Below are 20688 nucleotides of genomic sequence, written 5' to 3'. Positions count from 1 at the left end.
AAGACTCAGACGCGCCCTTTAGCGCATCTTGTCGTCAACGGAAAGCGTGCAGTTGGCCCTTGGTCGAAACCACATAAAGGGTCTGACCTGCAACGACAGGTGCTGTCGTCGCGCCACCCGGCACTTCAACGCGATGCACAAGCGATCCATCCACCGGATTGAAGAAACGCAGATATCCGTCATTCGACGCGACAACAATGCGCCCGCCAGCCAGGATTGGGCCGTAATGGGCAAAGATCGGGCCGCGCCGCTTAGGCTTGTCCTTGACGAAACCCGGCAGATCCTGTGCCCAGACGACAGTGCCATCCGACGCATTCAAACGCACCAATTGGCTGCGGTCGCTAATCAAGTAGATGCTGTTCCCCGCTGGCCAAACCGTATCGACGGCGCCTTCGTCAGCAGTCCAGCGACGCTCACCCGATGCGGCATCAAATGCTACAGTACGACCCGAATGGTTGCCGATATATATTGTGTCACCTGCAACTATAGGGCCCCCGGTCACATCAACGATCTGTGCTGCAGCGCGCCCCCGGCGCCCACCTGCGACCGAAGCGTTCCAACGGCGAATGCCGCCCTTGCGGAACGTCGCTGTAATATCACCCGACCCAAAGGCAAAAACCGAAAGATCCGACGTCAGGACAGGCGCAGGTGCCCCGAGAACATTGCCAACGCTCGGCGTGCTTTCGATTTGCCATGCGATACGGCCATCTTTGGTATCCACAGTCCAACCGGTTTCATCACCGGCGACCAAGTACAGCAATCCGTCGCTGACCAACGGCGCGCCGCTGCCAGTTGCGTTCAAACGCTTTTGCCAGCGGATCGCGCCCGATTTGGCATCAAGAGCTGTCAGTCGTCCAAAGCCGGACGAGACATAGAGGACGCCATTGGAATAGGCCATTCCGCCGCCCGTGGCATCCGAGTCTCCGTCACTGGCCGGGATAAGGTTGGTGTTCCAAACAAGCTGTCCCTGCGGCGACACAGCTGAAACCGTAGCACCGGAATCAAGCGTATAGATCAACCCTCCAGCGACCACCGGCTCGGCCGTGATGCGCTGCTTGCGCGAGTCGCCATTGCCGATCGACGTCGACCACGTCAACTGCGGGGTGCCGCGCAATGCAGCATTGGTTGTGCGAAAGGCCGCCGTACCGGGGCTTTGAGGCCAGCTTGCATTCGCATTTTGCGCTGGGAGACTGACGGGTTGCGATCCACGGGTTTCCACCGTTTCGGTGTCAGATGCCGGGCGAATATCTTCGCGCGCACCTGGCAGAATGATCTCGGGCTCCTGACAGGCGGCCAGTGTCGTCAGCGCAACGGCAGCTGCTGGCACTCCCAAACGGGAAAAAAATCTTGTTACCATATTCTTCTGAACTCGCCTGTCATAGTTTGTTGTCCCGCCAGATCAGCCCTGCTGCGCCACAAGCGGTTCAGGTTCGCCGCCCAACGCCACAATCAATTGGGCCGCACGCTGCTGCAGATCGACGCCCACTTCGGCATCCTGACGCAAAGCTTGCAACCGGTCGAGCGCGGCGTCGATATTGCCCTCGGACACGTCAATCAACGCCAACTGTTCTTCGGCCAACAGGCGCAACGGCGCCCCCGGCACGGCCAAAGCTTCGAATTGCAGGCGGCGATCAGCGGCTGGCAAGGTATCACTCTGCAACAGCAGCGCCTTAAAACTTGCAATCGCGCGGTAGATCTCGGGCAATTCACCCTGAACGGCAACGCTGTTGAGGCTGTTGACCGCATCTTCTTCGGATCCGGCGTCTATCTGAGAGGCCGAGAGTAGCATGTTCAACACCGCATCACCGCCCGGGGATTGCGCCTGAACGCCATCTAGGCTTGCTGCACGCGCTGCGGAATCATTCTCATCCAAAGCCGCGAGAATCGAGTCGCCCAGCTCTTGCGCGTGAGAGGTGTCGCGCGCTTTCTGGTATTCGTTATAGGCCGCTCCACCAACGATCAGGATGACAGCCACAACACCAATCCAGCCCCACCGGCGCAAAAGCAGATACATCCGGTCGCGGCGCACCTCTTCTGTGACCTCATCAATGAAACTGTCGGTATCGCTCATTCCTGCCCCCAGGCTGTGTATCTTGCTATCGTGCGCCATGTCATACCCCGGCACCACGGCCAAGCCAAGGGTCCGATTTTGCACAAATACGCCGCGTCGATCCGGTCTTGCGAAAAAAAATAAACCGAACTATTCAGTTTAGTGTGGAAAAGATACATGCCCGGCCCCATTTTGAGGCATGCACGTCAAATAATTTTGGCGCATTGTTCTTAGGAGAAGCACTGCATGCGTTTGATTTCTTTCATCAACGCCATTTTGGTCATTGTCGCCCTGTATTTCCTTGTTTTTGAACGCGACGCGCTATTTGCCTTCGCTGGTCGCGGCGAGGCAGACGTACCCGCCACAGAAGGTGGCGAGGCAACCGAAGAAACGAGTGTCAGCGAAACCGCCGTTGGTGTCATCGCTTTCCGCTCAGAGGCGCGCGAAATCGACAGCGCTGTCTTGCTGCGTGGGCAAACCAAAGCAAACCGACAAGTCGAAGTTCTGGCTGAAACCACTTCAACGGTCATCTCAGAACCCAAACGCCGCGGTGCATTTGTCGAGGCTGGCGACCTGCTGTGCCAGCTAGACCCCGGAACCCGCCCCGCTAGCCTGGCAGAGGCGATGGCTGGCAAACTTGAAGCCGCAAGCCGCGTCCCCGAGGCAGAGGCACGTTTGGAAGAAGCGCATGCGCTGGTAGCAGAAGCCGACATCAATCTGACGGCTGCCCGTAAACTGTCCGATTCAGGGTTCGGGTCTGAAACCCGCCGCATCTCAAGCGAGGCCGCAATGAGCACCGCCGAGGCTGGTATTAAGTCGGCCGAAGCCGGGCTTGAAGCCACTCGGGCCGGTATCGAAGCCGCCGCCGCCGAGGTCGAAGCGGCCCAGCGTGAAATCGACCGACTGACCATTGAGGCGCCTTTCAAAGGCCTGCTGGAAAGCGACACTGCTGAGTTAGGTAGCTTGTTGCAGCCCGGTGCCTTGTGCGCGACCGTGATCCAATTGGACCCGATCAAATTGGTTGGCTTTGTACCAGAAACCGAAGTGAACCGCGTTCTTGTCGGCTCTGAGGCCGAAGCCCAGCTGGTTACGGGTCGGCAGGTCACGGGCAGGGTTACCTTTCTGAGCCGGTCTGCAGATGAAACCACCCGCACATTCGAAGTCGAGATCACGGTACCGAACGCTGACCTGACCATCCGCGATGGTCAAACGGCAACGATCCGGATTGCCGCCGAAGGGGCCAAAGCGCATCTGTTGCCACAATCTGCCCTGACCCTGAACAACGAAGGACAGCTGGGTGTTCGCACCGTCGGAACCGGCAATGTTGTAGACTTTATGCCCGTTCGCATTTTGCGCGACACATCAAAAGGTGTCTGGATCGACGGTTTGGCTGAAACTGTTGACGTCATTGTAGTCGGTCAGGAATTCGTGACACGTGGCGTGACGGTTGCGCCGACATATCGGGAAGCTTCGCAATGACGGGTATTGTAAGCTGGGCTTCCGAACGGGCCCGAATGGTTCTGGCATTTATCGCGATCTCGCTGGTCATTGGCGGGTTTGCGTATGTAAGCCTGCCGAAGGAAGGTGAGCCGGACATTGAAATCCCTGCGTTGTTCGTCTCGGTCCAGTTCCCGGGAATTTCCGCTGAAGACTCAGAAAACCTTCTGGTCAAGCCGATGGAAACCGAACTTGCGGATCTGGATGGCCTGAAAGAAATGTCCTCGACTGCCGCCGAAGGCTATGGCGGTGTCGCGCTCGAGTTTGATTTTGGCTGGGACAAAACGGCCATCATGGCGGATGTGCGTGATGCCATGAATACGGCGCAGGCAGAATTCCCCGAAGGCGCTGAACAATATTCCCTGTACGAAATCAACTTCTCGGAGTTTCCCATAGTCATCGTGAACCTGACTGGTTCGGTACCCGAACGAACCATGGCCCGCGTAGCCAAGGACCTTCAGGACGATTTGGAAGCGCTGGATTCCGTGTTGGAGGCCGGGATTGCCGGCAATCGCGATGAGTTGCTGGAGGTCATAATCGACCCTCTGCGGTTGGAAGCGTATAACGTAACGGCTGCGGAGCTGATCAGCGTTGTGCAAAACAACAACCAATTGATTGCTGCGGGTGAGGTTGAAACTGAACAAGGCACGTTCTCGGTCAAGATCCCATCATCCTTCAAAACCGCGCAAGACGTTTACGAGCTACCGATCAAGGTCAACGGCGACCGCGTCGTGACCTTGGGAGAGCTCGCCGAGATCAACTACACCTTTGAAGACCGCGAAGGCACAGCCCGTTTTGACGGCGCACCAACCGTGGCGCTGCAGGTGGTCAAGCGCAAGGGTTTCAACCTGATCGACACAGTTGAACAGGTCAAAGCCACCATTGCCGATGCTCAGACCAAATGGCCAGCTGAATTGCAGGCCGCTGTCGACGTCGGCACCTCAAACGACCAAAGCCGGATTGTCGGATCGATGGTCAGCCAGCTTGAAGGGTCAGTGCTGACCGCGATTGCGCTGGTGATGATCGTGGTGCTTGCCTCGTTGGGGTCGCGCGCCGCTTTGCTGGTGGGCTTTGCTATCCCGACCTCCTTCCTTTTGTGTTTTGCGTTTTTGGCCGTCATGGGTATTAGCATTTCGAACATCGTGATGTTCGGTTTGATCCTTGCGGTGGGCATGCTGGTTGATGGCGCCATCGTTGTGGTGGAATACGCGGACAAACGTATCAAGGACGGCGTCGGCCCAATGCACGCCTACGTCGAGGCAGCCCAGCGGATGTTCTGGCCTATCGTGTCATCAACGGCAACGACGCTATGTGCCTTCCTTCCAATGCTGTTCTGGCCTGGCGTACCGGGTGAGTTCATGGGGATGCTGCCGGTCACGCTGATCTTTGTTCTGTCAGCGTCTCTGATCGTCGCGCTGATCTACCTGCCGGTCATGGGCGGTGTGTCCGGACGGCTCAGCCGTGTTTTTGACCGCTCCTCCGACTGGCTGAGGGCACGAACACCCTGGTGGCTGCGGGCGGTCTTGGTGCCCCCTTCGTTCTACCTCGTGTTCCTGGGGGCGATGCAGGTGTTGAACCCAACTTATCTTTTGCCCGCAGGCACGCCGGGCAGTGTCGTGTTCGGTGCAATTCTTGTGATCGCAGGCGCTTTTGCCGGATCGGTCACTTTGGGTGCTGCGAGACTAGAACGCGCGCCGGAAACACGCGTACATACAGCCAAGGAACACACACCATTCGGCTATGTCATTAAATTCCTGGTCGGCAATCCAATCATGCCGATCGTGTCGATCGTCGCCATTGGCTTCGCGGTCATGATGGTCATGTCCGCTTATGGGGCCAACAATCGCGGCGTCGAGTTCTTTGTCGAAAGCGAGCCGGAACAGGCGACTGCTTATGTGCGCGCGCGCGGCAACATCTCGCTGACCGAGATGGACGCTATGGTCTACGAAGCCGAGCAAGTGATCGCATCACACCCGGCCGTGATCAACGTCTTTTCGTTTGCTGGCGAAGGCGGGCTGAACCAGAACACCGGTGGTGCATCCGCGCCGGCCGATACGGTAGGACGGGTCCAGTTCGAAATCATCCCTTGGGAAGATCGTCCGAATATCTCTGAGCCTATTGCTGGCGGTCTGTTTGACCGGCACGTGGTTGCGCCGGAATATGACGGCGACTTTGTGCTTGAAGAACTGAACGTCGAGCTGGCAAAAATTCCCGGCTTCGTGGTCGAGATTCTGCCGTTGGAACAAGGCCCGGCCTCGGCCAAACCCGTCCACCTGCGCATCAAAGGAAACGGGTGGGATGACCTGACCTCGGCCACGGATGCCGCACGAGAGGCGTTTGAAACCACCCCCGGTCTGATCAAGATCGAAGACACCCTGCCCCTGCCTGGTATCGACTGGCAAATCGACGTTGATGTGGCGAAGGCGGGCCGTTTTGGGGCTGACGTCGCAACCGTTGGTGCCATGGTTCAGTTGGTGACCCGAGGCATTCTATTGGGCGAAATGCGCCCGGATACCACGGATGAAGAAATCGAAATCCGTGTTCGCCTGCCGGAAGAAGACCGCGTGCTGTCCACACTGGACGTTCTTAAGGTCCGGACGCAGGACGGGCTTGTACCGCTGTCCAACTTCGTGACCCGGCAACCGGTGGCTAAGCTGGCCGAGATCAATCGCGTGGATCAGGAACGGTATTATGACGTCAAAGCGGATGTTGAACCGGGCTTGAGTAAAGTTGTGACTGACGGCCCCGATGGCACCAAGCAGCGATTGGCCGTTGTTCGGGAACTGGAAGACGGCTTTGCGTCTACAAGCGCGACCCTGACCACCACGGATGGTAAACGGTTCGATCTGGTTCAGTTGACAGGCGCGGACAGCGTGGAAAGCCTGCGGTCAGCCATGGAAAATGGTGACGCCCAGGTAATCCTGATTAACCCGAACGAACGGATTGCAGTTCTAACCGAGTGGCTGGACACCGAACCCTTCGCCAAAACGATCAGTTGGGAATGGACCGGTGATCAGGAAGATCAGGCCGAATCCGGCGCGTTTCTGGTAAACGCTTTTGCAGGTGCGCTGGGTTTGATGTTTGTCATCCTACTGGCCCAGTTCAACTCGTTCTACAACTCGGTTCTGGTTCTGTTGGCCGTGGTTCTTTCGACCACAGGCGTGCTGATCGGGATGATGGTCATGCAGCAGCCTTTCTCGATCATCATGACCGGAACGGGGATCGTTGCCTTGGCGGGTATCGTGGTGAACAACAACATTGTTCTTATTGATACCTATCAGGAATACAGCCGCTATATGCCCCGGATCGATGCAATTGTCCGCACGGCCGAGGCTCGTATTCGTCCGGTTCTGCTGACTACTTTGACTACGATGGCTGGTCTGACACCGATGATGTTCGGCCTGTCTTTGGACTTCATCAATGGTGGTTACAGCATCGACAGCCCGACGGCCTTGTGGTGGAAACAGCTGGCGACGGCGGTTGTGTTCGGCCTGGGCATCGCCACCGTGCTGACGTTGATCGTGACGCCTTCCTTCCTGGCCTTGCGCGTGTGGGTCGCGACCTATGCCGTTTGGATTGCCAGACTTCTCGCCCGGGTGACGGCCGGTCGTTCCAGTCAGATCGCGCAAGATATGGCTATCGGACGCAGCGCCCGCGCAATGCAATCAACCGAGATTGTCTGGAGCGACATTCCGGGATCCGTTCCGGATCAGGCAGATCAGCAAGACGACAGATCGGAACATCAACCCGGAGCCCCACTGAAAGCTGCGGAGTAATCAGACAAGGGCCGGGTTTTCCGACCCTTTTTGTTTGCCGTCTATAGGCGGGTCCAAGTTTGATGAGCACACACCAGATGCTCGCACCCTTTGACCATCAGTTGATCCCCCTGCAAGGTCATCTGAGGGACAGCATCGACATCAATCAAAGGGACCCAAAATTCCCCTCCGCCGTATTTGCCATCGCCTTCACTGGCCACATCCCAAAACAGCTTTTTACCGATGTTCGGAGTTTGAACTTCTTTGCCAGCGGCGTCATAGGCTGACTGGATTTTGCCGCAAAAATTATCTCCGCAAGCTGTGATCTTGATGTGAGAGATCAAGTTCTTCCGGTCGGGTTCTGTTTTCCAGACCCCAACAATAGGATCAGCCATAGCCATAACCGGAAACAGCAGAACCGCCAGGGCTGGTCCGAGAGCTTTCAATAAAGTGCTACGCATTAAAATGCCTCCACATATCGGTGTTTCGTCCTAAACAATTTGCGATCAGGCCGCCTGAGTATCCGATTGCTGCCGGTTCCAAAGCTGCGCATAACGACCCTCGCGCATAAGCAGTTCATCGTGGGTGCCTTGTTCGACAATCTCACCGCTTTCCAGAACCACAATCTGATCGGCCTCGGCAATGGTGCTAAGGCGATGGGCGATGGTGATCACGGTCCGCCCCTCACCCGCACGTGCCAACGCATCTTTGATGTCTTGTTCCGTGTCGGTGTCCAATGCCGAGGTCGCCTCGTCCAGCAACAGGATTGGCGGGTTTTTGAGAAGTGTCCGCGCGATGCCCACACGCTGTTTTTCGCCACCCGACAGTTTCAGACCACGTTCGCCAACCTTGGTGTCATAGCCCTCTGGCAATGTTGCGATAAAATCATGGATCTGGGCGGCCTTGGCCGCATCCTCAACATCGTCCTGCGTCGCCCCATCCCGGCCATAAGCGATATTGTAGCGGATCGTGTCATTGAACAGCACAGTGTCCTGCGGCACCACACCAATGGACGCGTGCAGGCTGTTCTGCGTCACATCCCGCACGTCCTGCCCGTCAATCTTCAAAGCCCCACCCGTCACGTCATAGAAACGGAACAACAACCGCCCAATCGTCGACTTGCCCGACCCGGTCGCGCCAACAATGGCCACGGTCTGACCAGCTGGAACGGACAGTGACACCCCTTTGAGAATCTCGCGATCCGGGTCATAGCCGAAATGGACGTTGTCCAGGGTTACCTCTCCGCCATTGACCTGCAAAGGCGTTGCATCCGGCCTGTCGGTCACCTCGGCGGGTTGCTCCAGCAGATCGAACATCTGACCCATATCAACCAGCGACTGGCGGATTTCACGATACACTGTGCCCAGAAAGTTCAGCGGTACAGTGATCTGAATCATATAGGCGTTGACCATCACGAAATCGCCAACGGTAAGCGATCCGCTCTGCACTCCGATAGCCGCCAGAACCATAACGCCGATCAGACCACAGGTGATCAGGAAGGACTGGCCGAAGTTCAAGAAGGCAAGCGAATAGGCCGTTTTCAGTGCTGCGCCGGCATAAGCCCTCATCGACACGTCATATCGTTCAGCTTCGCGCCTTTCTGCATTGAAATACTTGACGGTTTCGAAATTCAGCAGACTGTCGATGGCGCGCTGATTGGCCTCGGTATCCTGATCATTCATCTCGCGCCGCAGTTTCACGCGCCATTCGGTCACCGCAAAAGTAAACCAGATGTAGAAAGCGATCGTGACAGCCACGACAACCAGGTACCAGACGTCGAACAACCACATCAGGATAATGCCGACCAACAGCAGTTCCAGGATTAGCGGACCAATCGAGAACAGCAAGAAGCGCAGCAAAAACTCAACGCCTTTGACGCCACGCTCGATGATACGGCTCAGACCGCCAGTGCGCCGCGTGACGTGGTAGCGCATCGAAAGCTGATGTATATGTCCGAACGTCTCCAATGCCAGCGCCCGTAAAGCACGCTGGCCCACCGGCGCAAAGGCTGCATCCCGCAACTGCTGAAAGCCAACGGTCATAAGCCGGGCTACACCATAAGCAACGGTCAACCCAACCGCGCCCAGCGCAAGCGGCGGAACTCCCTCGCCCGCCAGGCCGTCAACTGCGCCTTTGTACAAAATCGGAGTGTAAACTGCGATCAACTTGGCCAGAACCAGCATTGCCATCGCAATCATCACCCGGCGCTTTACCCATGGCTCGTCATCGGGCCACAAATACGGCGCAACCTTTCGGATTGTACGCCAGCCGGACTGGCGGTCGTCGGTATCGTCATCCGATTGCATAGGTGTTCCGTCTCATCACGTGCCTTGTCTGCGGTCAGAGATAGACCCTGGCCCGTGATAGGCCAGAGGCGTTTTTTACTGAGGGACTGTAAAGACCTGCCCGGGATAGATCAGATCCGGGTCACGGATCAACTCGCGATTGGCATCAAACAGCTTTACGTACAGGACTCCGTCACCAAACCTGTCACGTGAGATGGCCCAAAGCGTGTCGCCCTTTTGCACGGTCACCGAACGGATCGGTGGTGTTTCATCCGATGTCTGAGGTCGATCCTCGGCTTCAGCGGCCTGCAGAACCTCAACCGGTTCGCGCTTGAAGGGGGTTTCGACGCGGCTGAGTACGGTTCCGTCCGATGTCACCTCATCCACCCGCAAGGTATAGACCCCAGGGTCAATCCCTTCGAGCTCACCACGCCAATTGCCGTCTTCTCCAGGTGACAGATCGGCCACTAGTTCGTTGTTCAGATACAGGCGCACGGCGGACCCATCCTGTACGCGCCCTGTCAGTTGTACGTCACCAGTGTCCGAATATCCGATGGTGTCCAATGCCACCTGCTCAGGGTCCGTGTCTTGCGTCGATTGGGGTTGCACCAATTCGACCCCCTCCTCACCCGATCGCAGGACGGCAACTTGTTGGTCATCACTGGTATCTTCGGCAGGCTCTGCGGATGGCACTTCGGTGCTCGCAGCTTCGGCAACATCTTCGGATTGGTCTGGCGTATCCCCGGCATCTGCGGTTGCAGGCTGCTCTGGCGTCTCGGTCGTCGTCGACTCGGGTTGAGCGGGGGTTTCTGCGCTGGCAACCTCTTCCTCGGCGGGTTCAGGCAGCGCCGCAATCAGGTAGTCATCCGATTTCGCCGTCTGATCACCCTGCGTTGTCTGCAACACAAGACCCTGCGCATCGTCGCTAAAGGGGATCGAGACAAATTCAGCAAACTGACCGCTGCTGTCTGCCGTAAACTCGTGAACCGGTTCACCGTCCAACAGAACCTGTATCTGGCTACCTGGTTCAGCCGAACCGGACAACAGCGCATTGCCATCTGTTTCAACGAAGATCTGGTCCAAAACGGGCGGGCTGGCCACTTGCTCTGCGCTGTCCGCCGGCGCGGTTTCGGACCCTGTTTCGGTCGGCTCACCAGGTTCCGCATTCGCCGGATCTGCGGGCTCAGTTGCAGGCTGTACGGCCGGCGTTTCTGCAGTCTGTTCGTCAGTTTCCGTCGCGCTTCCGTCAGCCTCGGCGGGTGCAGAGCTTTGTTCCGGCTGTTCGGTCTCCTGCGCAGGCGCGGACACGGTTTGCTCTTGCAGTGCGTCTTCTGGCTCTGGCGCGCTGGTAAAAGCGCCAGAGAGGTACAATCCACCCGCTCCCAGGATCGCGATGAGACCCGCAATGACACCCCAGATGAAATTGCCCGAGTTTCCGTTTCCCGATTTGGCGTCCATTCTTTTCCTTTCGCTCCGCGCAGCGAACATCTTGAGTCAAAAGCGTTCCGGCGGACAGTTGAGCCAATCTATCAATCCCGCTATCACGGGTCAAAACTTCTGACACAACCCCGGAGAGCCCCTTTGATGTCTCAGAAATCCGTCTGTGTGTATTGCGGGTCACGCAATGGCGCGAATAAGGCTTATTCCGAAGCCGCCCATGAGTTCGGGACGCTTCTGGCCCACGAAGGCTGGAGGCTGGTCTACGGTGCCGGAGATGTTGGGTTGATGGGAGAGGTCGCGCGCGCCGCCCAAGCGGCCGGAGGCGACACGTTTGGCGTCATTCCGGTGCATCTACTGCAACGCGAGGTCGGCAAGACTGACCTGACACGCTTCGTAGTCACTGAGACAATGCACGAGCGCAAAAAGGTCATGATCATGAACGCCGATGCTGTTGTTGTTCTGCCCGGCGGCCCGGGCTCGTTGGACGAACTGTTCGAGGCGCTGACATGGCGGCAGTTGGGCCTGCACGACAAACCCATTCTGATTGTGAATGTGGGTGGATATTGGGACGCGCTGCATGCGCTTCTGGATCAAGTAATTGGCCAGGGCTTTGCTGATGGGTCTATGGCCGACTTCGTTTCCTGGGTCGATGACGCTGAAACCGCGATGGCAGTCTTACGGGAAAAGTTGGCCTGACACTGTGGCAAAACGGGCAGCCTGAGCCGCCCGTTTGAAAGATCAGGCTGGTCGTCTGGCCGGTTGCAGACTTTTCCTGAGAACTTGTTCGACTTTGTGAAGCGGGTGATTGGTCAGGGTCTTATCCACTTCAGCCACAACTTTGGTCAGGACTTCACTGTGCAGCCGGCGTCTGAGCAGGCCCAGGACATGTGGGCTGGCGACCAGCACCAAGCGTTTATACGCACCCTTCAGCCCCTTGCGGTTCAAAAGATCTGCCAGATCCTGCACGAACAAGGATTTTGCATGGTCCTTCCAGGTTGCTTCTTCAATCGCTGATTTCTGCTTTGGCCCACCGTCGTTGCGCCGACCTGCACGGTCTGATGGTCTGGATACCGGTTTGTCTTGTTCCTCGACCGAAACGACAACCAGATTAGGATCTTCGGCATCTGTTATGTTTTCCATAAACAGCGCCTTTTCCCCGTCTGCAATGATAACCCATGTTCCCTGTGCAAGTGCGACCATAGTGATCTCCTGATACGGTTAATATGTGGATATCCCTCGACTATCGGGCACAGTTGTTCTGTCACGCGCCCTTGGTTTTGGCACGCTGCCCGGCTGTTTTATATTGATTGGCGGTTCTCTCCTCCCGCACAGTATAGCTATGTATTGAGGGCGTTCTTACAATGGGTACTCATGCCGATTGTTGACAGGTCGGCAGCTTTCCACCGACAAAAAAACACCGATCTAAGTCGACACTTCAACCACCGTGATTTCGGGAACAACGCCGAAGCGAACCGGCAGGATCGAACACCCTATTCCGCCAGAGATCACAAGATCGCGCCCGCCTTCGCGAACATGACCATATGCATACCGGTTGCCGAATCGCGACGGCACAACTGGTGACCAGCCAAACAAACGCACCTGGCCGCCATGTGTATGCCCCGACAGGGTCAGTGCCACGCGGTCGGGAACGGTGGGAAATATGTCCGGTTCGTGCGCCATCATCACAATCGGTGCATCATCGGTAACATGCGAAAGCGTTGCAGGAAGATCATCCAATCCCTGAAACTCCTGACCACCTCGTTTCAGGGCAAGCTGATCCTCCAGTCCGGCCAACCAGATCCCCAACGATTCCAGTTTGATTGCCGCGTTAGACAGCACTGGTATCCCGTTCTGCTCAAGTGCCTGTGCATAGATGTTAGGGCCTCCACCGCGCTTTTGCGCGTTTTGGTCATCCCACCAATCGTGGTTGCCCAACACGGCATAGACGCCGTGTTTCGCATGCAGACCGACCAGTAGGCGGGCCAGGTCCGCAATTGGCACTGCGCGGGACACCATCTTGTGCCCTGCGGCGTAGTCTCCAAGCAACAATACCAAATCGGGCGATAACGCATTTGTTCGCCGCACAATTTGCTGAATTTTGCGCAATCCGACATGGGGCTCACCCGCATGCAAATCGGCCAGAACAGCAATACGCACAGGTGCCGCGGCCCAGTCCGGACGCTTCAACCGCCATTTCCGCACGCGCAACCGCAAAGCCGGTTCAATGAAAAACCCATACAGGGACGCAAAAAGGCCTGCCAGCGTCACCGCTAGCAGGCCTTTGATGAACCCTCGTCGGGTCAATGGATCACATCCGCGACGCGACGTTTTCCCAGTTCACCAGATTGTCGAGGAAGTTCGACAGATAAGCCGGACGCTTGTTGCGGAAATCGATGTAGTAAGAGTGCTCCCAAACGTCACAGCCCAACAGCGCGGTCTGGCCAAAGCACAGCGGGTTCACACCGTTCTCGGTCTTGGTCACAGCCAACGACCCGTCAGCGTTCTTGACCAGCCATGCCCAGCCCGAGCCAAACTGACCGGCGCCAGCAGCGCTAAACTGCGACTTAAACTCGTCGACCGAACCGAAGCTTTCGGTCAAAGCTTTTTCCAGCTCACCGGGCATCGCGTAGCCACCAGGGCCCATCATTTCCCAAAACTGGTTGTGGTTCCAAAGCTGGCTGATGTTATTGAAGATACCGTTTTGCGCGACGGCGTTTGCGTCGTAGGTGCCAACGATGATGTCTTCCAGCGACTTGCCGTCCCATTCGGTTCCAGCGATCAGTTTGTTGCCGTTGTCGACATAGGCCTTGTGGTGAAGATCGTGGTGATATTCCAGCGTTTCCGCGGACATGCCCTTGGCTGCCAGCGCGTCATGTGCATAAGGAAGATCAGGAAGTTCAAAAGCCATGTCGGCCCCCTGTAAATGTAAGTTGCGGTTCCAAAGGTTAAATGCTTTGGCAACCGTCGCAGGTCAAGGGCTGAGACAAGAAAACCCGGAGGCGGCAATGCTGACACAGGCGCGCAAGATGTTCTACCGCGCCCGCGGATATTATGCGGGCACCCTGAACGGCGAGCCGTTCCGCCTGGATCCTTATCATTCAAAATTCTGGCGCATGGCGGCGGCTGGCCACTGGGAGCCCGAGACCTTTTCCGTGCTCGACAGGTATCTGTCCCCAACCAGCGATTATCTGGACATAGGTGCGTGGATCGGCCCTACCGTGCTGTATGGTGCCCGCAAAGCCCGACATGTCTGGTGTTTCGAACCGGATCCAACGGCGTTTCGACATCTTGCGTGGAACCTGGAGCTGAACGACATCCAGAACGTTTCGGCTTTTGGGGTGGCACTTTCGGACCAGTTCGGCGTAGCGCGCATGGCTTCGGTCAGGGGTGAACCAGGAGATTCCACCAGCTCACTGCTGCATGACGGCGCACACGGCAGCGATGCGTTGACGATTGCATGGGATCAGTTCGAAGCCGCCAATGATCTATCTGCTGTGTCGCTGGTCAAGATGGATATCGAAGGAGCCGAGTTCTTTGTGTTACCAACACTATTGCCCTGGCTACGAAAACAACGGCCAACTCTGTACCTGTCGTTACATTCCCCCCTTTTGGCCGAACAGGACAGGTTGGAACGCACCAAAACGCTGCTGGAGCAACTGAGTTTCTACCCCAATATCACCACCGACAAGCTGCAACCTGTTCAGGTCGAAATGCTATTGGAGCCCGAGGCGCTTGCACAATACCGGACGATCTTGTTGCACGGTTGATTTAGTGTCGGAAATTTCATCACCGAGCGGGTTTTTGCCATTGCGCTTACTCGGATAAATTGATCAGTCTTACACGCTAAATCAATGAGTATCGGAAAAAATGAAGTATCTTACGTTAGCTTTTATCACCACATTTTTTGCGCAAGGCGCGCTCGCTGAAACCGTAAACTATAGCTGCACGATGACCAAGCAGGACAGCCACGGCTGGATTGCGAAGGAATACGCGTTTCGCGTGGATGCAGAAAACAAAGCGGCGCTGGTTGCAGACAATCCCGAGTGGCTTGCCACACGGTTCAAAGATCGCGGTGCCAAAGGCTATCGACTGTCGTGGAACCGAACAATGATAGCCTCTGCAGGCGGTAACCTGCGTGTTCGATACCAAGCCAATCTCAACCCCGCCAAGAAAAGTGTGACTGTAAGAATGGCGTTTGTCAGCACAAACGCCTCAAACAAACCTTACGGCACCGGGACTTGTCGTATCCAAAAGTAAGCCAAGCTCCGGTAGTACCGGAGCTTGACAACCACACTTGGCAGCGGGTGCGAATAAATCGCACTGGTCTCAAGAGCCGTAGAGCGACTCGCCCGACTGCACCTTACAAGGCCCATCGCCTCTTGGGCGGTTGGTCGCATTCACCTGTGGGAACCGTGCTAGTAGATTCAGCTCTTGCGTTTTCGGGTTCAACGTCGCGGTATAGCTGACATAAGCAGTCCCGCCTTGGCTCATGGGAATATTCATTTTCCATGTCATTCTGTACTCACCCTTGCGGGTGGTTTTGAATTTGGTGTCCTTGGGCTGTCCATCCAGTTCGTGGATATAGACATCGTACACACGGGCGCGCTTGTTTTCAGCATCCACGCTCAAGATGACCCGTTCAGAAATCCAACCCTGCTCAAGGTTATGCAAGCTACAATCGTAGGTTATGACTTCGGCTTGAGAAGCCCCGGCAAACAATCCAGCAACCAGTGCTGTGATAGCAAACTTCATGATTTAGTACCCCTCGAAATGCTTATGAATTTACTTTGGCGTTGCGACCGCTACGCATTTTCCGGTGGCGTACCCATCCCGCGGTAAATAGGCACTAGGTGAGGACGACCGAGCTGTAGCTTTCATTGTCTTCCGGTCCAAAAAGACTGAGAATTCCTGAGTTTTCAGGTCAATGGCATCAATAACAGACTCGTTCGACGCAATGCTGCGTCCGCTTGCAGAATAAACGTAGTTCTCACCGACCCATCCAATCGAAAGACGTCGGATACTGTCGCGCTTGACCCGGCCGGGTCCGGAGTGAGTGTTGATGTCGGGAATATCGACCTCATGGATGAGTGCCGAGCGGCCAAATTCATCTACCGAAAAAACCAGGTGGCTTGGCGTCGGGCGATTCACAAGGCCACGTCCAAAATGGCACTCGAAACTTTCTTTGAAGGTTTCGGCAATTCCGGCTGCGGGCGTTACCAATAGGCTCAACGCCAAGGTGATTATCTTAGTTTTCAAATTTGAAGCTCCGTTTGTTTACTTTGGCGCGGTGACAAGCAGGCATTTGCCTTTAGCATGGCCATCCCGCGAAACATTTAACCTAAGCGCGTTGGACCGCACGTTGGCCTTCATTGTGCGGCGGTCGAGAAAAATCGTGAACTCGACATCTCGCAAATCTACAGCTCGCGGCCGGGTTTCGTTGGATGCAACACTTCTTCCACTTGCGGAAAAGATGTATTCTCTCCCGCTCCAAGCGATCGACAACCGGCGAATGCTATTCCGTGTTATCTGACCCGACCCCTTCAGGGTGTCGATCTTTGGAATTTCAACGTTGTGCAATAAAGCCGAACGACCAAATTCGTCGATCGAAAACAGAACGCGCGTTGGCGTTGGGCGGTTTCGGATACCTTTGCCAAACGTACACTCAAATGTCTCTGTGTACGTCTCTGCAACCAAAGGTGAAGTTTGAGCGTACAGGGCTATCAAGCAAGCAAGCAGTATTCTGGTCATTTTTTCTTTGAAATTATTATGCGTGGGTCAAGAAGGCCATCAGCAAGGCCTCATTCTTCTTTACAAAAAAATTATCTTAACAATAGGTTAACCCATATTCATTGACAGACTTCTTGCTCTACGTTGAGGCGAGAGTTCTACGCACCTACGCCGGTTTCGATATTGATCAACTAAACCCCTAGATGTTTCCTTGATGAGACCGCAACATCAAAAGAAAATGGCCGCCCTAGTGTCGTAAGGCGGCCACAGTTCAATCAGTGAATGTTTCTGGAGCGCCTAGTAAACCCCAACCTCGCTGCCGGGCTGTGCCGCAACTTTCAGCAGGTTGAACGCGTATTCTGCAGCCGACCGGAAGCAGACCACGCGGAAGGTATCGGCATCGTCCATCCAGAAAGCACCGGCAACCTGCGCAAGGCGCGAGCGGCGGATTTGGCCGGGCTGAAAGGCCTCGACCGACAGTTCGACCGGGGCCAGTTTTCCAAGGACCTCGCGCCCGCTTGCACCCGAGATACGGAAGACCGCGCGCGCATCCGAGACGTTGACTGCCAAAGCGTGGACACCGCTGAGCGCGTTGTTCATTGCTGCCAGTTTGGCCTCAACCTCGGCATAAGGAACCAGAACCAGCAGCTCATCCGATGACATCCAGCAGACGCCCGTGTCTCCGTCGACATTGGCCTCGCGCTGACCCGGCATCTTCTGGCCGGTCGCGTCCTTCACGGCCTTGATCAGAACCTTGTCGGACAAGTTGCCGCGCAACGTGATCATACCCTGCAGGCCGCATTCTTCGACCCGGGCGATACCGTCATAGCTCGCGTGGTTCAGTGCGCTAATGGGTTCAGACATTCTGCTTCTCCCCGTCCTTGTCGAAGAAGATCGGATCCACGATCTTTGCCTTGTAGATTATGCCATCGGTGCCCGGGAATTCGACAATCTCGCCCATGCGATCAGGACCGTGTTTGATCAGCCCCATGGCGATGCCTTTACCCAGATTGGCCGAGTAATAGGTCGAGGTTACGCGCCCGATCATGTTGCGCTGACCGTTGGCATTGACGCCCTCACCCACCGCATAAGCCCCGTCAGGGACAACCGATCCATCCACAGTCTCGAGACCGACCAGCTTCCAACGTTCGGGATCGGCCATATGGCTGCGCGAATGGGCGCGTTTGCCTAGGTAATCCTCTTTCTTTTTCGACAGCGCCCAGTGCAGCCCCAGATCCTGCGGGATCACGGTGCCGTCGGTCTCGTCACCGATCATGATAAAGCCTTTTTCGGCTCGCAAGATGTGCAAACACTCTGTGCCGTACGGCATCACGCCAAACTCTTTGCCCGCGTCCATCAGAGCATCCCAGAACGCTTGACCCCGGCTAGCTGGCACCGCGATCTCATAGGACAATTCACCTGAGAAAGAGATACGATAGGCGCGACAATCGAAGTCACCGATCTTGCCATCGCGCCACTCCATGAAGGGCAGCGCCTCTTTCGAGACATCCATGCCGCCCAGCTTTTCCAGAACCTTACGGGCGTTGGGGCCAACCACGGCGACCTGCGCGTATTGCTCGGTCACGTTGGCGACATAGACTTTCCAGTCCCACCACTCGGTTTGCAGCCATTCTTCCATGTGACCATGGATGCGTTCAGTGCCGCCCGTAGTAGTGTGGCAGAGCCACGTGTCTTCGTCGATACGGGCAACAACGCCGTCATCGATCAGGAAGCCGTTTTCTGAACACATCAGGCCATAGCGGCATTTGCCGACCTTCAGCGTGGACATCATGTTGGTATACATCATGTCCAGAAACTTGCCCGCATCCGGACCTTTGACGATCAACTTGCCGAGCGTTGAAGCATCCAGCAGACCGAGGTTCTCGCGGGTGTTCGTCACTTCGCGGTTTACGGCGTCATGCACGGACTCACCGGGACGAACATAGGCATAAGTCCGGCGCCAGTGGCCGACCGGTTCCCAATCTGCACCGTTCTTGTCGTGCCAGTTGTGCATCGGTGTTTGGCGGATGGGTTGGAACGTATCACCGCGCGCCTCGCCGCCAATCGCACCCATCGAAATAGGCGTGTAAGGCGGGCGGAAGGTGGTGGTGCCGACCTTAGGAATCTCGGAGTCTAAAGCATCAGCAAGGATCGCCAGACCGTTGATATTGCTCAACTTACCTTGGTCCGTTGCCATACCCAGAGTGGTGTAACGCTTGGTATGTTCAACGCTTTCGTATCCTTCGCGCGCTGCCAGCTGAACGTCAGACACTTTGACGTCGTTCTGGAAATCCAGCCAGGACTTCATGCGCAGCTGAATCTCGGCATTCGCTGGCATCAGCCAGACCGCTTCCATTGGCGCTTCGGCCGTCGCCTCGCCAGTGGGCGCTTTGGTGTTCTTGGGCTTAAAACCCGCCGCTTTAGCGGCCGCCTTGCCTGCCGCATGCGCATCGGTCAGCACGTCGCCCAGCGCCAGTGGCCCGTTCGAAGCGCCGGCGGCTACGACAAACCCTGCGCCATCCGCGCCCAAAGGCGGGCGTTTTGGATCAGGACGGAAATGAGCGTTTGCGTCATCCCAGATCAACTTGCCGCCGCAATGGGACCACATGTGAACAACCGGAGACCAGCCGCCTGACATGGCAACCGCATCGCACTCGACCTCTTCACGGGCACCGCCAACACCTTCCTGATTGCAGATCGCGACTTTCTTGACGCGCTTGCCGCCTTTGACCCTGGCAATGGCTTTGCCCGGATCCACCCGGATGCCAAGCTGACGCGCTTCTTCTGCCAGCGAACCCGCGGCGGCGCGCGCGTCAACGACCCGCAGCACATCAACACCTGCTTTCTTCAGAATGATAGCTGTACGATAAGCGTCATCATTGTTCGTTGCGACAATCACACGTTCGCCAGGTGTCACACCCCAGTTCACCGTATAGTCCCGCATGGCAGAGGCAAGCATTACGCCGGGAACGTCATTTCCGGCAAATGACAGTGGGCGCTCAATCGCCCCTGTCGCTGTGACAACCTGCTTGGCGCGGATACGCCATAAACGGTGACGAGGGCCTTGTGTGCCCGGTTTATGATCGTTCAGACGCTCGTGGCCCAACACATAGCCGTGGTCATAGACCCCTGCGCCCATGCAGCGCGCGCGCATGGTTACGTTATCCAGTGTTTCCAGTTCGGAGACCAATTGTTCCACGAACTTATCCACAGGCTCGCCATTGATCGCGCCGCCGTCAACCGGAGCGCGACCGCCCCAATGGGCGCTCTGCTCGATCAGCAGGACCTTGGCGCCAGATTGCGCGGCAGCCTTGGCGGCCTGCAGCCCTGCGACACCTCCGCCGATGACCAGAACATCGGTGAAAGCGTAGAAGTGCTCATAGGTGTCGGCGTCCTTGGTTTCCTTGTCCGGCGCTTTGCCAAGACCGGCCGATTGCCGGATGAAGGGTTCGTACACATGTTTCCAGAATGGCTTGGGGTGGATGAACATCTTGTAGTAGAAACCCGCCGGCAGGAACCGGGACAGATAAGTATTCACCGAACCGATATCGAACTCCAGGTTCGGCCAGTGGTTCTGCGACACAGAGGTCAGACCATTGAACAGCTCGGTCGTTGTGGCGCGTTGGTTCGGCTCGAACCGGCTACCCTGCCCCAGACCGACAAGCGCGTTTGGCTCTTCCGCACCGCTGGCGACCACGCCACGTGGGCGGTGATACTTGAACGATCGGCCCATCATCATCTGGTCATTGGCCAGCAAGGCCGAAGCAAGCGTGTCGCCTTCGTACCCCTGCATAGAGGTGCCGTTGAAGGTAAAGGTGACCTTTTTCGACCGGTCAATCAGTCGGCCTTGATTTGCGAGACGGGTGCTCATGGTGCGGACCTTTCGCAGATGGAGGCGTCGGAGCCTCCGGCGGGAGTATTTTTAAAAAGATGA

17 protein-coding genes are annotated in these 20688 nt (G+C 56.5%); 5 read left to right on the top strand and 12 right to left on the bottom strand.

The features are described from left to right. Positions 1-34 precede the first annotated feature (34 nt). On the bottom strand, positions 35-1357 hold the full coding sequence (locus ACR0BU_RS08435; protein WP_480736814.1) for a PQQ-like beta-propeller repeat protein: 1323 nt from the start codon (positions 1355-1357) through the stop codon (positions 35-37). 42 nt (positions 1358-1399) lie between these two features. Continuing rightward, positions 1400-2071: a hypothetical protein gene (locus tag ACR0BU_RS08430; protein WP_480736813.1), complete on the bottom strand. Its 672-nt coding sequence runs from the start codon at positions 2069-2071 to the stop codon at positions 1400-1402. A 225-nt stretch (positions 2072-2296) separates the two neighbouring features. On the opposite strand from ACR0BU_RS08430, the gene ACR0BU_RS08425 reads away from it, so the two are divergent. After that, positions 2297-3529: an efflux RND transporter periplasmic adaptor subunit gene (locus ACR0BU_RS08425; protein ID WP_298936151.1), complete on the top strand. Its 1233-nt coding sequence runs from the start codon at positions 2297-2299 to the stop codon at positions 3527-3529. Beyond that, positions 3526-7323, top strand: a complete 3798-nt coding sequence (locus tag ACR0BU_RS08420) for an efflux RND transporter permease subunit (protein WP_480736812.1) — start codon at positions 3526-3528, stop codon at positions 7321-7323. The genes ACR0BU_RS08425 and ACR0BU_RS08420 overlap by 4 nt, the downstream gene beginning before the upstream one ends. Positions 7324-7364: 41 nt before the next feature. Here the strand turns inward: ACR0BU_RS08420 and ACR0BU_RS08415 are convergent, their stop codons facing one another. The 3 genes from ACR0BU_RS08415 to ACR0BU_RS08405 form a co-directional block, all read right to left on the bottom strand. Beyond that, on the bottom strand, positions 7365-7763 hold the full coding sequence (locus tag ACR0BU_RS08415; protein WP_299076260.1) for a DUF2147 domain-containing protein: 399 nt from the start codon (positions 7761-7763) through the stop codon (positions 7365-7367). Between the two features lie 45 nt (positions 7764-7808). Then, positions 7809-9608 carry an ABCB family ABC transporter ATP-binding protein/permease gene (locus ACR0BU_RS08410; RefSeq protein WP_480736810.1) on the bottom strand — a complete coding sequence of 600 codons (1800 nt, stop codon included), beginning with the start codon at positions 9606-9608 and terminating at the stop codon, positions 7809-7811. A 75-nt stretch (positions 9609-9683) separates the two neighbouring features. Further along, entirely contained in the window at positions 9684-11045 is a 1362-nt protein-coding gene (locus ACR0BU_RS08405; RefSeq protein ID WP_480736809.1) for a LysM peptidoglycan-binding domain-containing protein, read from the bottom strand. A 126-nt stretch (positions 11046-11171) separates the two neighbouring features. On the opposite strand from ACR0BU_RS08405, the gene ACR0BU_RS08400 reads away from it, so the two are divergent. Further along, complete coding sequence (locus ACR0BU_RS08400; protein ID WP_480736808.1) at positions 11172-11723, top strand: LOG family protein; 552 nt, start codon at positions 11172-11174, stop codon at positions 11721-11723. 42 nt (positions 11724-11765) lie between these two features. Here ACR0BU_RS08400 and ACR0BU_RS08395 read toward each other — a convergent pair whose 3' ends face one another. From ACR0BU_RS08395 to ACR0BU_RS08385, 3 genes are all read right to left on the bottom strand, one after another. Continuing rightward, a complete protein-coding gene (locus tag ACR0BU_RS08395; protein WP_298936157.1) occupies positions 11766-12227 on the bottom strand; it encodes a host attachment family protein in 462 nt (153 codons plus the stop codon). A gap of 222 nt (positions 12228-12449) precedes the next feature. Further along, positions 12450-13331 carry a metallophosphoesterase gene (locus ACR0BU_RS08390; protein ID WP_298936158.1) on the bottom strand — a complete coding sequence of 294 codons (882 nt, stop codon included), beginning with the start codon at positions 13329-13331 and terminating at the stop codon, positions 12450-12452. A 4-nt stretch (positions 13332-13335) separates the two neighbouring features. Then, complete coding sequence (locus ACR0BU_RS08385) at positions 13336-13935, bottom strand: superoxide dismutase (protein ID WP_299076272.1); 600 nt, start codon at positions 13933-13935, stop codon at positions 13336-13338. A gap of 46 nt (positions 13936-13981) precedes the next feature. On the opposite strand from ACR0BU_RS08385, the gene ACR0BU_RS08380 reads away from it, so the two are divergent. After that, positions 13982-14794 carry an FkbM family methyltransferase gene (locus ACR0BU_RS08380; protein ID WP_480736807.1) on the top strand — a complete coding sequence of 271 codons (813 nt, stop codon included), beginning with the start codon at positions 13982-13984 and terminating at the stop codon, positions 14792-14794. A 100-nt stretch (positions 14795-14894) separates the two neighbouring features. After that, positions 14895-15284: a hypothetical protein gene (locus ACR0BU_RS08375; RefSeq protein ID WP_480736806.1), complete on the top strand. Its 390-nt coding sequence runs from the start codon at positions 14895-14897 to the stop codon at positions 15282-15284. 69 nt (positions 15285-15353) lie between these two features. Here the strand turns inward: ACR0BU_RS08375 and ACR0BU_RS08370 are convergent, their stop codons facing one another. The 4 genes from ACR0BU_RS08370 to ACR0BU_RS08355 all read right to left on the bottom strand — a co-directional run bounded on the left by ACR0BU_RS08370 (position 15354) and on the right by ACR0BU_RS08355 (position 20625). Next, positions 15354-15779, bottom strand: coding sequence for a hypothetical protein (locus ACR0BU_RS08370; RefSeq protein WP_480736805.1), 426 nt, complete (start codon positions 15777-15779; stop codon positions 15354-15356). Between the two features lie 30 nt (positions 15780-15809). Further along, positions 15810-16283 carry a hypothetical protein gene (locus ACR0BU_RS08365; RefSeq protein WP_480736803.1) on the bottom strand — a complete coding sequence of 158 codons (474 nt, stop codon included), beginning with the start codon at positions 16281-16283 and terminating at the stop codon, positions 15810-15812. Between the two features lie 768 nt (positions 16284-17051). After that, on the bottom strand, positions 17052-17618 hold the full coding sequence (locus ACR0BU_RS08360; RefSeq protein WP_480736801.1) for a sarcosine oxidase subunit gamma: 567 nt from the start codon (positions 17616-17618) through the stop codon (positions 17052-17054). After that, positions 17611-20625 carry a sarcosine oxidase subunit alpha family protein gene (locus ACR0BU_RS08355; RefSeq protein ID WP_480736799.1) on the bottom strand — a complete coding sequence of 1005 codons (3015 nt, stop codon included), beginning with the start codon at positions 20623-20625 and terminating at the stop codon, positions 17611-17613. Before ACR0BU_RS08355 ends, ACR0BU_RS08360 begins: the two co-directional genes overlap by 8 nt. Positions 20626-20688 lie beyond the last annotated feature (63 nt).

The sequence above is a fragment of the Ruegeria sp. CK2 genome (assembly GCF_056536585.1).
Note: the sequence above shows the minus strand (reverse complement) of the source record. Positions and strands in the feature narration are given on the sequence as shown.